The 13226-nt window shown below is 45.6% G+C and carries 11 protein-coding genes; 4 read left to right on the forward strand and 7 right to left on the reverse strand.

Annotation, left to right across the window (positions count from 1 at the left end):
- The first annotated feature begins 58 nt into the window (after positions 1 to 58).
- A complete protein-coding gene (locus G517_RS0104485; RefSeq protein WP_028303424.1) occupies positions 59 to 493 on the forward strand; it encodes an acyl-CoA thioesterase in 435 nt (144 codons plus the stop codon).
- Positions 494 to 671: 178 nt separating this feature from the next.
- On the opposite strand, the gene G517_RS0104490 is transcribed toward G517_RS0104485, so the two are convergent.
- The gene (locus G517_RS0104490; RefSeq protein WP_169447900.1) at positions 672 to 1634 is read right to left on the reverse strand and encodes a SapC family protein; all 963 of its coding nucleotides are present in this window, start codon (positions 1632 to 1634) and stop codon (positions 672 to 674) included.
- Positions 1635 to 2113: 479 nt separating this feature from the next.
- On the opposite strand from G517_RS0104490, the gene G517_RS0104495 reads away from it, so the two are divergent.
- A complete protein-coding gene (locus tag G517_RS0104495; protein WP_169447901.1) occupies positions 2114 to 4246 on the forward strand; it encodes a transporter substrate-binding domain-containing diguanylate cyclase in 2133 nt (710 codons plus the stop codon).
- An 88-nt stretch (positions 4247 to 4334) separates the two neighbouring features.
- Here G517_RS0104495 and G517_RS0104500 read toward each other — a convergent pair whose 3' ends face one another.
- The 5 genes from G517_RS0104500 to G517_RS0104520 form a co-directional block, all read right to left on the reverse strand.
- Positions 4335 to 5648: a BaiN/RdsA family NAD(P)/FAD-dependent oxidoreductase gene (locus G517_RS0104500; protein WP_084632062.1), complete on the reverse strand. Its 1314-nt coding sequence runs from the start codon at positions 5646 to 5648 to the stop codon at positions 4335 to 4337.
- Positions 5649 to 5794: 146 nt separating this feature from the next.
- Complete coding sequence (locus G517_RS20690; protein ID WP_157833144.1) at positions 5795 to 5971, reverse strand: hypothetical protein; 177 nt, start codon at positions 5969 to 5971, stop codon at positions 5795 to 5797.
- A 242-nt stretch (positions 5972 to 6213) separates the two neighbouring features.
- Complete coding sequence (locus G517_RS0104510; RefSeq protein ID WP_028303428.1) at positions 6214 to 7485, reverse strand: DUF3095 domain-containing protein; 1272 nt, start codon at positions 7483 to 7485, stop codon at positions 6214 to 6216.
- 40 nt (positions 7486 to 7525) lie between these two features.
- On the reverse strand, positions 7526 to 8746 hold the full coding sequence (locus G517_RS17710; RefSeq protein ID WP_051206032.1) for an asparaginase: 1221 nt from the start codon (positions 8744 to 8746) through the stop codon (positions 7526 to 7528).
- Between the two features lie 26 nt (positions 8747 to 8772).
- Positions 8773 to 9012: a hypothetical protein gene (locus G517_RS0104520; protein WP_028303429.1), complete on the reverse strand. Its 240-nt coding sequence runs from the start codon at positions 9010 to 9012 to the stop codon at positions 8773 to 8775.
- Positions 9013 to 9237: 225 nt separating this feature from the next.
- On the opposite strand from G517_RS0104520, the gene G517_RS20860 reads away from it, so the two are divergent.
- A complete protein-coding gene (locus tag G517_RS20860; protein WP_036590351.1) occupies positions 9238 to 10413 on the forward strand; it encodes a CobW family GTP-binding protein in 1176 nt (391 codons plus the stop codon).
- A gap of 30 nt (positions 10414 to 10443) precedes the next feature.
- On the opposite strand, the gene G517_RS17720 is transcribed toward G517_RS20860, so the two are convergent.
- A complete protein-coding gene (locus tag G517_RS17720) occupies positions 10444 to 11880 on the reverse strand; it encodes an aminotransferase-like domain-containing protein (protein WP_169447902.1) in 1437 nt (478 codons plus the stop codon).
- 176 nt (positions 11881 to 12056) lie between these two features.
- Between G517_RS17720 and G517_RS0104535 the strand changes: the two genes are divergently transcribed.
- On the forward strand, positions 12057 to 13223 hold the full coding sequence (locus G517_RS0104535) for an aminotransferase-like domain-containing protein (RefSeq protein WP_051206035.1): 1167 nt from the start codon (positions 12057 to 12059) through the stop codon (positions 13221 to 13223).
- Positions 13224 to 13226 lie beyond the last annotated feature (3 nt).

Raw genomic sequence — 13226 nt, forward strand, 5'->3', positions numbered from 1 at the left:
TTTAAGGTCAGCGTTTTTAAGATCAACGTTTTAAGATCAACAATGGAGATACGATAAAATGACTGAGCAACCGGTATTATTTAGCAAGAAAATTGAAGTACGTTGGGCTGACTGTGATGCCAACCAACATATGCGCCACAGCGCCTATGCTGATTTTTGCGCCCACACTCGTATAGGTTACATGATTGATATTGGCATGACTCCTGAGTGGCTTAAACAGCAAGGGTTAGGGCCTGTGTTATTTAAAGAGGAAACGGAGTATTTCCGCGAGTTATTTATGGGCGAAGTGGTCGATGTCACGATAGAAATTGGTGAACCAACAGGATCTGCTAAATCGGTACAGCTGGTTAATAGCATTTATCGTCAGGATGGCGAGCTAGCGGCACGTCATAAGGCTATATTTGGTTGGTTTTCCATGCGTGAGCGTAAAGTGGTTGCACTGCCTGATATTGTAAAATCTCATATGCTAGCCCACGATATTGAACCTGCCTGAAGCACTGGGTAACATTTGGGTTTTATTGGATATAAGAAATAAGAAAACAGAGATGCTAAGACGCAAAGTAAAGCTCGTTGTTGCACAGAGGAACAAGCGTGAATAAAAAAGATAAGGTGGGTAAAAAGACCCACCTTATCTTCCTGTACAGCAATGGTTTTATCCCTAAAACACTAGGCTACTTCAACCAGCTGTTGAGTGTTGCAGGAGAGCGCTCTAACCAAACAGCCATCTCTTTTAAGATGCTAGCGGCTTTAGCTTCAGTTGCTAGATTATTACGAGCCTGCGTTAGCGTATTATTACGCTTGCGGCTTTGTAGGTCATCTCGGCTCACCTCAAATTGAATGCAAGCTTGCTCGATAATATGATCAATGCCAACAGTACCGCTGATGTCCTCTGCTTTTGCCTTCTTGGTTTTTGCAGGTTTAGCTTTAACCTTTTCAGGCTTACTTGGTGCAGCGGCATTTGCGGTAGTGCTAGTATCCGTAATAACGGCACCGTTAATGGCAGGCAGTAAGCTTAAGCTCTTAACATGACAGTCTAATAAGTGAGCAACTTCTGGACTCAGTTGGCTGCGAATGTCTTCTGCAACCGGTTCTTTCAATATTAGGTAGGTTTCCTGTGGCAGCGTAATATTCTGGGCCACAGTGATGGGCATTAAGAGATCAAAGCGTACTAGCTCCATCATCCGTTGACCCGTGACAGAAAATAAACGCTGGGCACGATCCAGATCGTTAATGACTTCCCGTAGTTTTCGGGTTGGCTTGCTTTTAGAGGTTAGCAGTTTTTGGCCTGCTCCCTGAAAATGCGGTGCCTGGGGGTAGTACGCTAGCTTAATATCTCGCTGTTTTAGCATCCACGTGAAAGGATACATTCTCAGCAAATTGGGCTGCTGCTTTAGACTCCATTGACCATTCTTAATGAGATGGTCACCATGAGCCGTAAAAAGAGCGATAATTTCAATAGTCCCCATTGGGTTACGATGAAAAACCACTGGCAAGCTTTTAGATAGCTCTACCGCTTCTTTTATGTGAACAGGAACTGATGACCACTGATGGGCAAAATTCAGGTCGGGTTCTTCATGAAAGCGCAAACCATGATCATGGTCTGGGGAAAACAAGTCTATCGTTTGATTCTTCATACTCATCATTTTTTATTATTTCCGCTCTTATCCCAGAGTGAAAAAGCCTAGATCCGTGGGGTTAAATCCACCTTATTAAAGCCTATCATGGATATTTCCCCTGAAGGCCTCCTGTACGTTACAGGCCAGAGGGCGTAAAAACATCGGCGCGTATCTTAACAGTCTTAGGCTGTGTGAACCAGTTGTCGGCTGGCGTGGTCGGTAATGTAATGTAAAGGTTCTAATTTCAATGAGGTCTTTTGTCGTATGTGCTTCTTATCGTGTGTACTACAGCTCTGCTCTGTATCATAATGAAAAGGTTGTTATGCTTTCTTTTTGATAGTTTTGGCTTTTTTAATAAGCCGCTTGTTTGATTTTTTTATTAAGAGGCTTGTTTTATTTTGCTAAAAGTCCTATTTCAGCGCGATCCGTTTATAGGTTTTCAGACTGAACTTTCAGCTTTTGCACTACGCTTGAGTTGTATTCTGATGCTATGTTTGATGATCACTTTCCCTTTTCAAACCTTCGCGGCTTCGGATTTACAACTGACGCCTGAAGAGCAGGCGTACCTGAACGGTAAGCCTTATATTTCTGTTTATGTTTCAGATGCCTTCCCTCCTTTTAGTTTTATGGAAAACGGTTCATTAAAAGGTTACTCATTAGACTATGTGCGCCTGATGGGGCAAGTGCTTGGTGCTGATATTAGATTTGAATCAGAGCCGTGGTTTGAGGCGCTAGACAAGCTAAAAAAAGGCGAGCTAGATTTAATCCCCTATATTGCTATTACAGAAGAACGTCAGCAGTTTGTGGATTACACGCCTTATAGTCATATTGAGTACACAACAGGGGCTGTTTTCCGAAAAGATATGCAACTGAGCCAAAATCAGCTCAAAGATGCAGTGATTGCTGTCTCTAAAAATACGTTTTTGCACGCTTATCTTAAGAAAAACTACCCTGATAACAAACTGTTTATGAGCACATCAACCGCTGGTGCGGTACTCGCTGTTTCAGACGGTAAGGCCGATATTGCGGTGGGAAGTTTACCGGCTTTAGAGTTTTATATTCAAAAGAACTGGCTGAGTAATTTAAATGTTAGTCAAGTAGAAGGCTTAGCGCTTCCCCAGACAACGGTACTGCCGATGGGCGTTACCAAAGGTAATGAGCTTTTACGCAGTATTTTGGTTAAAGCCCATGCTCAAATTTCCTATAGCGAGGCCGCTGCATTAAAAAGCAAATGGATGAACCAGTTTGATACCGTAGGCGTTGAGGGTTTAAGCGAAGAAGAAATTGCTTTTTTAGATGAGCGTAAACATATCACAACGTGTGTTGATCCTAGATGGTTGCCGTTAGAGGCGATTGACAAGGGTCTGCATGTTGGTATTTCTGCGGATTTTCTAGCGCTTATTGAAACACGCTTAGATATTCAGTTTGATCTTGTGCCCAGTAAGAGCTGGCAAGGGTCTTTACAATTAGGGCGAGAGGGACTTTGCGATATATTTCCTTTAATAACGCAAACGCCATCAAGGGAAGAGTTTCTAAATTTCACCCAGCCTTATATTAAAACACCTCTTGTGTTGGCAACCGATATCCAAATCCCCTATATTGCTGATATCACTCAACTGACCGGTAAGCGTATAGGGGTTAGTAGTGGCTACGCTTTTTATCCCGTTTTGGTTGAGCAATACCCTGACCTCAATTTTGTCGAAGTAGCTAATATTGATGAAGGTTTACAGAAAGTTCAGGCCGGTGAGCTATTTGGTTATGCGGACTCGTTGGTCTCCGTTGGTTACTCAATTCAACATGAATATCTTGGTCAGCTGAAAGTATCTTCAGAATTTGATAAAAATTGGCAACTGGGCATGGGGGTGCAGAAGAGTTTGCAGCCGCTGCTCAGTATTCTAGATAAGGCCATTGCACAGACGACAGCGTTTGAACGGCAAGAAATTATCAATAAGTGGATCTCAATTCGCTACCAAAAAGGCACGAATTGGTGGATTACGGGTATTGGTGTTTTAGCTACCGTCCTCATTTTAGGGGCCGTTATCGCTTGGTATAGCCGCTTAAATAAGCGATTAGGGAAAGAAGTATTGCTGCGCCAGCAGGCAGAGCAAGAGGCGATTAACCTAGCTCATACGGATCAACTAACAGGGTTGTTAAATCGTCATGGCAGTGCAGAGTTGATTAAGCAAGAGATGGCAAGAAATCAGCGTAAAGGGACACCGGTAAGCTTGATGATCATGGATGTTGATCATTTTAAGCATGTTAATGATGAATACGGGCATAAAGTTGGCGATGATGTTTTAAAGCTATTAGCCGCTACTCTAACCGCCCAAATGCGCGCCACAGATCACCTTGTTCGCTGGGGTGGTGAAGAGTTTTTAGTGTTGGTGCCTGATGTCGCCGTTGATGATGCGGTGGCTTTAGCGGATAAATACCGCACCGCCGTTGAGAATATTGCCGCCCCGAACCTTCCTCGATTTACCGTGAGCATTGGCGTTGCTCAGCTTGCTGAGAATGAAGGTTTCTCTCATTGGTATCAGCATACCGATGCCGCACTTTACAAGGCTAAAAATAGTGGCCGTAACCGCGTCTGTGCATGGCAGGAAGGAGACCCGGTCGATCAGGACGGTTAATTGAAGTGAGCCTGAAGGACTGAAACAAGAGCGAGGGTTTATTCTCGCTCTTGTTTAAACGTTAGCCTTGAAATATGCGAAGCAAAACTTAAACAACCTCCCCAGCTACCCAGCCAGAACTCCACGCCCATTGAAAGTTAAATCCGCCTAAATGGCCTGAAACATCGACAACTTCGCCGATAAAGTGCAGTCCTGGGGCTTTTTTCGCCTCTAAGGTTTTGGAGGATAGTTCATCGGTATCCACGCCGCCAAGGGTCACTTCTGCTGTACGGTAGCCCTCGGTACCTGAGATATTCGGCTGCCAGCGCTGTACCTTTTCTGTAATTTCGGTGATTTTAGCGTTACTAAGCTCGCTGATGGTCGTATTTTCAAACCAGTTCTCACAGATCGCTTTGGCAAGGCGGGCGGGTAAATGTTCACTGAGTACTGTTTTAAGCTCTACCTTCGGGCGATTTTGGCGCAGTTCTTTTAGATGTTCATCCAGCTCAATATCCGGCAACAGGTTAATGGTTAGGGTATCCCCTGCCCGCCAATAAGACGATATTTGTAATACTGGTGGGCCACTCAGGCCGCGATGGGTAAAGAGTAGGCTACCGGTAAAGCTTATGCTTGGGCGCGGATGAGTATTCTTACCGTCTTTACTGGCTTCGCTATCTGAGGCCGGTTCGCAGGTTAAAGTCGCTGGTGTGCTGAGGCCTGAAAGAGGCTCTGTTAATGCTTTCTCATCGGGCTGTAAGGTAAAGGGCACAAGTGCTGCACTGCGTGGCAGTAGTGTAATACCAAATTGCTCGGCTACTTGATAGCCAAAACCACTGGCTCCCATGGTTGGCATAGATAGCCCACCAGTGGCGACCACTAAAGACTGGCACTGATAAACGTGCTGGTCTTCCCCGTGCCGTGTTTGTAGTTGGTAGCGATAGGGCGCGGCCTTTTCCGGCAAGGCGGTAATCGTTACGATTTCAGTTTTTAGCTGAATACGCGCCCCGGCACTGGCGACTTCCTTTAACATCATATCCAGTATGGCCTTGGATTTGTTGTCAGAGAATAGCTGGCCTTCTTCTTTTTCGTGGTAAGGCAGGCCATGTTTCTCGACCAAGGCGATAAAATCCCATTGGGTATAACGGCTTAAGGCGGATTTGCAAAAGTGGGGATTGCGTGAGAGGTAGCGATTCGGCTCAATATAATAGTTGGTGAAGTTGCAGCGACCACCACCGGATACCATAATTTTATTGCCGGTTTTACGGGCATGATCCAGTATCAGTACATCACGTTGGCGCTGCCCTGCACTAATCGCACACATTAAACCTGCAGCACCGGCTCCAATAATAATGACATCATGCTTTTGTGACTTAGGCTGTTGTAATTTAGCGGATTGAGTTTGTTCTGGATGAGAATGTTGCATTGTTCGCTACCCCGTTTCTGCAGAGGGCGAACTCTATTGAAATGCCGTTTGGCTGTAAAGGCTAACCTGAGAAAGTTAGCTATTTCACCGCAAACAAGCCCCGCCTTTAAACGGGGCTATCTTTAAATTGGACTATATTAACAGGGCTATGCCTTTACCTTGTCCGTTAATGGGTACGTACGACGATAGCTTTCAGCCAACTCATTCAGTCGGAAAAGATCCGTCAAACTGTTGACCTCTGATACGGTAAGTAATCTCTTTACACCGTCTAGCAGATCGTTGTTATCCCACTGCTGAAGTGCTTGAAACTCTTGCTCTGACATACTGCTTCCTTTTTTTTACTACCGATAACTAAAGCTTTAACAGATTGCTGTTATCTTATTGAGTACGCACCAGACTTATCGAATCAAGACGTCATGCCATTAGCGCTGTATTAGCTCACATTAGCACTATATTAGATAATGTCCGCCTATATGCTGCATATCGACTTTACTCTTACAAATTGTGCGATGCAATATTTAACGCAAGATATATTAATGCCCAAGTAAGGATCGGGGTAGCGCCATTAGCTGGCTTCCATTGCCTGATTATCCGTCTTTTTTTGTTGCTTTAGATGAGTTGCCGCTAGGGTGTAACCTCCATCAGCGCCATCCACAAAGTGGAAATGATCGGTACCATGCTGAAAAACCAAACAGGTGAGTAAAGCCGCTTCTGATTGAGACACGCCATAATAAAGCTTGCCGGCTTGGTACTGCTCCTCTAACCAAGATCCCAACTGTTGGCGCTGTTCGTGGCTGCCTGCGAGCACCATTCTTAACATATTGTCGAATTTTAAGTGGTCGGAGTGATGAATCATATCTTCCTTATAGCCACCCCAGTTATAGCCTTTGATAACGACATTATTAGCCATCATCAGGCTACCGATTACCGCAATTACACGAATTTTAACGCCATAGCTCAGCTTGTATAGCCAGCTTTTTCCTACGGAGTAGAGGCGGGCTTCCGTGCGTAATTTTTCTGCGGATAGCGTCATATGCATTTTATCCGCTTGCAAAGGGTGGTGTTGATCTTGATCACCGTAGATTTCGGTGATTTTGTTCATGGTTTGCTGGTAGAGGTCGCTTTGCTTGCTTAGGGATTCGCAACGGCTCTCTATCAAGAGTGAAACGGTTTCTTCCTTTGGGCTTGGTATACGATCCCAGCGACATTGCAGTCCACTAAAGTCAGCCTCTGCCGGTATATTGTCAGGTATAGCGTGGCGATCTGGGTATTGCTTTATCCAAAGCTCGGCTTGGGTCATACCGCTACCGGCAAAGGCCGCTTGAAAGGCATGGTTGCTGACTTGCATCTTGCTTACCAGAACTTCGTGTCCTGCGTCTCTTAACGCTGAAACAGCAATAAAGCCTGTCCGCAACTCAAGGCTGTAGGCTTGCTGTGATACTTTTTGGGTACCTTTGAGGGCTGCTAAAGCTTGATTAAGATAAGATGGAGGTACGCAAAAAGAGGCCCCATCACCGCCAAAAACATAGGGTATATTTTCTCGGCTGTTTTGAATGGCAGCTGTTTTTTTAGACGCTGTTTGATCATCAATAATGATGTTGTTTTTACATGCATTTAGCACTGCAATAATGCAGCTAGCGCCTAGAGTATTCACATCTTGATAACGGTTGTTCAAAATGGCACCGGTTGAGTTAACCACATCTGCCACTAAAACAAACCAATCATCCGGTACAGGTTGATAGGTATCCAGCACTAATATCTTGGAAAAATCTTGTACCGCCGACAGGTCGCGGTAAAAATTAGGTTGTGCGGTGGTCGCTGGTGTAAGCACTGACATTCATTAAGCTCCATAGGGCTGATATCTAGTCTGCTAATGACTATACGCTGAATTCGCCACTAAGGTTTCGTTGAAATGCTATTTTAACGTCTTCTATGGATAAACCAGACATGAGCAACAAGCTTAGTTTGCTAAAAGCAGCTTCGCAGGTCATATCAAAAGCACTAATAATACCGGCCTTCGCTAAGGCAGAACCTGCCGCGTAGTTTGTACTGACAGAGCCTTGTGGGCACTGGCTGCGATTGACGATAATAATGCCTTGATCAGTTGCTGCTTTTAATGCGGCTAATAATGGTTGGTTCAGATCTGGGGCATTGCCGCTACCATAGCTTTCTAATACGACCCCTTTTATGGGTGAAGCCAGCAAGCTGCCCACTTGATGGGCTTGAATCCCAGGCCAAAGCTTTAAAATAACCACTTGGGCGTCCGACACCTGAAGCTGCGGCTTTGGGGTTATTTTAGTGATGGTGGTGATTGTCTCCGTGCTTGGCGCTTTTTGAGTGTTTGGTTGTAGTTTGCCATGATTGTAAAAGCGTAGCGGCTCGGTGTTTGGGCTATCAAACCCCTGTGGTGAGTAGGTGCTTACCTTCGTCATACGGTTGCCTTGCAGTATTTTGCCGCCAAAGACACCGGATACACCAAGTTCTGAAGGCGTACTATTGCTGATGGGTGGTGATACCTGTTGTTCAAGACTATTTTTTTCTGGGCTATTTTGTTTAAGACTTTTTTGATGAGAGCTAAGCTGAGTATAAAGCAGTGCGCCTTCAATATTGTTGATCGCATCGGTATTGTCAGCTTCTAACGGATACTGAGAACCCGTGATCAATATTTTTTTGTTTGAGGGGGCGATAAAACTGAGAGCAGAAGCGGTATAGGCCAAAGTGTCTGTGCCGTGCAAAATAATAAAGGCGTGGTACTGTGCGGCATATTGATGAATGAGCTGATTGAGCTGCAACCAATCATGGGGTGTGGCGTTCGAGCTATCAATTAAGCGGGGTAATGTTATTAAGTCAAAGTTTGGTAGGGCTTGAAAGCGTTCTGAGGGCAATCGCAACAGGGCTTTTAACAGGCGCTGGGACATATTCCCCCCAGGTATTAGGCCCTGTTCACTGTTAACCATGCCGATGGTGCCGCCCGTATAAATGACGGCAACCGGCAGCAGGTCTTGTTGAGGGCTTTTTTGCCCGCCAGCATTGTTTGATGCATCAAGAGTATGTAGCTGAATACGTATGATTTCTGGTTGTTCGGCAGGTGATTGCATGGCGGCATATCCTTTTTTTATTTGATCTAAAGGTCTCGCGATGGGCGTGCAAGCTCATGACCGAAGGCTTGGTTGAGTAGAAGCTCCATTGTCTTTAGATCGAACTCGACTAAATAAATTTTACCGTTAACCAGCTCTATATTGCAGGACCGTTCGTCATTTTCTGAAATTTCCAATATATGATCGGCATGGATCAGTCGTTGAATAACGTCATTGCCTTCGCAAACAGGTAGGCGCAGGAAAGGGTTTCGACTTTGGCGACTCATGGTGGTTCCTTATCTTTTCTTGTTGTATTGGAAACTGTTGTATTGGAAACGTCGCTAGCATAGCAAATAAAGCTTCGCAGGCTGTAGGATTAGATGCGGGGATGAATATTGAATACTCAAGCGAAATGTTGTTATGTAACATTTGGCTTGATTAAGTATTATATGGCCGCATAATCTAGCCTGCTTCATCGTTGCTCTATTCTGTTTGTTAATCTGGAGTTTTTCTTGAAAAAAAATACTGATATTGCCCCTAAACTGATTCCAACACATCTTATTACTGGTTTTTTAGGGGTAGGAAAAACAACGGCTATTCAGCATCTTTTAGCACAAAAGCCTGCACATGAGCAGTGGGTCGTGGTGGTTAATGAGTTTGGTCAGATTGGTATTGATCAGGCGGCTTATACTGAGAAAAATACCAGCGAAACAGAGGGCGGCATTAAAGTACAAGAGCTACCAGGGGGCTGTATCTGCTGTAGTTTAGGGGTAGTGTTATCGGCCACCTTGGTAAAATTGATCCGTTTGTATCGGCCAGATCGGTTAATTATTGAACCAACGGGAATTGGCCATCCTGCGGGGATTCTGGATACCTTGACCAATGAGCTCTTTGCTAAGGCTCTTGATGTACGGGCAGTGATTTGCCTTGTGGATCCTCGTGCCATAGAGGATGAACGGGTTAGGGAAAATGAGATTTTCCAAGACCAGTTGAGTCTATCGGATATTCTGGTTATTAATAAAACGGATCTAGCGACTGAGCAGCAAACGGCTCGCTTTGAGCAGGCCGCTTTAGGTATGTTTCCCCCTAAGCAGCGGGTTGTTCGTGCCCAAAAAGGCGTGCTAGATACGAGCTTGCTAGCCTATGGCCGTGACGGAGTATTCTATGATCAAGAATTGATCTCTAATGACCACGACCACGACCACGACCACGACCACGACCACGACCACGACCACGACCATCATCATGACCACGACCATCATCATGACCACGACCATCATCATGACCACGGCTCAAAACATCATCATGAGCATGGTGGTATTGGCGAGACTCCAGAAAGTTTCTCCGCTGAGGCTTTGCAGCAGGTTAAGCCCCATCAACCCATCCGGCTTTCAGGTCAAGGTGTGGGGTTTTATACCTTGGGCTGGCTGTTTCATGACGAGGATAAATTTAATGAAGTTGCTTTGCAGCAATGGTTAGCAGCAATACCTAACCTATTACGCTTAAAAGCGGTCTATCGCGTGAGAGATCAGTGGCAGTTTTATAACCGCGTTGGGCAAGAATCCGATTGTTACCCTATCGCTTATCGACGGGACTCTCGTTTCGAGTTGATTAGCGAGGTTCCCTTTGATCGAGCTGACGCACTAGAGTCGGAGTTAATTGCCTGCTTGGAGCCGCTGGTGGTTTGATGGTTAAAACTTGAGTGATTACTTGGGTGATTAAAAGCAGCGGCCAATACGTTTAATGCCTTCTAAAACTTCCTCTTCAGGACACGCACAGCAGTTAATTCTTAAATAGCGGCTGTAAAGATCACTGGTAGGGGAAAAGACATCTCCGGGTAGAAACATGACGCCTTTTTCTAAGGCTCGTTCATGCAAGGAAATCGCCTTAAACGGTTCGGGTAGCTCGATCCAAAGCACAAATCCTGCTTGGGGGAGCGACACCCGTGTTCCTTCTGGGAAATAACGCAGTACCCATTCTCGGGTTTGATGAACACGGTTTTTGTGCTGGGCCGCATTTTTACGGACAGACTTCTGATATAGCCCCTGCTCTAGCATATAAGCGATGCTGAGTTGGCAAGGCGTGCTGACACTCACGTTATTGAGGAACTTTCGCGCAGTAGCAGAATGAGTGTCTTCTGCGGGAAGCAGCCAACCGACTCGAAGTGCAGGTGATAGGCTTTTAGAAAATGACCCGCACTGACTGACGATACCGTAGGTGTCCAGTGATCGTAGCGAACGTACATGATAGTCGGTGTAGCTTAAATCCAGATAGATGACATCTTCAATAAGCCGCGTGCCGTGTCGGTAGCACAGCTCGATTAATGCTTTTTTTTGCACTTCTGGCATAACAAAGCCTAAGGGATTATGACCCACCGGATTGACGACACAGGCATCCACGCGAATCGCTGACATCATCGAGGCGAGGTGGTCTAAATCAATACCTGTTTCGGGTGATGTGGGCACTTCCAGTGCTTTTAAACCTAGACTTTCCAGTTGCTGCAAAATGGTAAAATAGGTGGGAGACTCAATGGCGACTACATCGCCAGGGCGTGTGCATTCCCCTAGAGCGATACGCAGTGCTTCGGTGCAGCCATTGGTGATCAGCAGTTGTTCGGGTGTGCAGTGTACTTCCCGTTGTTGTAAATGTTGCGACAAGGCCTGTTGAAGTAAAGGCTCACCACCCACGGGACTGTAACCACCGTAGGCCCACTGGGGTTTTCGGCTGATCTGGCGTTGTATTTTAGCAAGGGCTTCTAAGGGTAGTAAGCCCGGCTCGGGAACCGCCGTGCCTAAATTGATGACGGGTTTCTGTCGGCTAAGTGAGAGCATGTGTATCATCAGTTCGCTAACATTGACCCGTTCTGCAGCAGGATTAGCGGCTGGAATCTGTGGCTGTAGCGTACTAGGCACGACCTGCTTCGGTAAATAGTAGCCGGAACGTGGTCGTACAACCACTAAGCCTTGATCAATTAAATATTGATAGGCACTCTGGGCTGTGCTTAAACTAATATCAAAGCGTTCACTCACTTGGCGTAAGCTCGGAAGTTTTTGATCCGGCTTAGCATATTGAATGACGCGTTCGTGCAGCTTTCGGCCCACCTGTTTATAGAGAGGGTTGGGTGTATGGCTCTGTAAATCGGTTTGATCAGGCATCTGTTTGCGCATTTTATTCAATATGATAAAATTTTATTAATCTGTATGCCTGTTATTGTAGACTGTATGGGCTGCTTTTAGCGAACTGTATCTTTTCTGTGTGTCTGCTCCGTTTCCATAATGGAGCCTATACGTTGTCACTACACTGTCATCACTTATTCAAAAGGATCACTCTAATGTCCAGTCCTTCACCGGAATTGAAACTGTCCGCTTACGCTAATCGTTTACCGGGTTCCCCTGTCCGTGAAATTTTATCGGTTAGTCAACAACCGGGCATGATCTCTTTTGCCGGTGGTTTGCCCGATGCCTCTGTTATGCCAGAAATGCCCGTGCTGGATGATTCAACATTAACCAGCATTAAGCAATACGGTACTTCTGATGGTGAGGTGCTGATCAAGCAAGAGCTTGTTAAGTGGCTGGGTCAAGAGGGCTTAGTGTGTACTGAAGATCAGGTTATGATCACTTCGGGTTCTCAGCAGGGTTTGGATTTAGCGGCTCGCATTTTGGTTGACGCTGGTACTCAAGTGGTTGTTGAAGACCCTACTTATTTGGCTATGCTGCAGGTTTTGCGCGGCTTAGGTGCTGATTTGTTACCCTTCGATCTAGGTGAGAACGGCGTTAACCTAGAATCTCTAGAGCAGCAGTTAAAGAATAATAATCCGCGTATGGTTTATTTGATTCCTACGTTCCAAAACCCAACGGGTTACAGCTACACCGAACAAGAACGTATTGCTGTTGCGGAGCTGCTGGATCGTTATGATGTTACCTTGATTGAAGATGACCCGTACCGTGTTCTGAACTACGATAACGCCTTTACCCGACCTATCTGTTCTTATTTGAAGAAAGCAACGTGGATGTACATGGGCTCTTTCTCCAAAATGTTATGGCCAGGTCTGCGTACCGGTTATGTGGTTGCTCATCCTGACTTGTACCCTTGGATTCTGCGTGCTAAACAAGCGACGGATCTGCACAGTAACCGTTTGGGTCAGAAAATCATTGGTGATTACCTTGCTTCTGGTAATCTGCCTGCACATATTGATCGCCTGCAAAACCATTACCGCACGAAGCGTGATTTAATGCAGAAACTGTTGAAGCAGTACCTGCCAGAAAGCGTTAAATGGAAGTTACCCGCTGGCGGTATGTTCTTCTGGTTAGAGCTTGAGCAAGATACACGCGATCTGCTAACAAAAGGTATTGAAGCGAAGGTGGTTCCTTTACCGGGTACACCTTTTGAAGTGGAAAAATCAGCGGCCCGTGCACTGCGTTTAAGCTTTAGCCAAATGACACCGGAAGATATTGATGAAGGTTTGCAGCGCTTAGCTAAAGTGCTAAAAACCGCATAATTT

It is taken from the genome of Oceanospirillum maris DSM 6286 (genome assembly GCF_000422865.1).
GTDB classification, from domain to species: Bacteria; Pseudomonadota; Gammaproteobacteria; order Pseudomonadales; family Halomonadaceae; genus Oceanospirillum; species Oceanospirillum maris.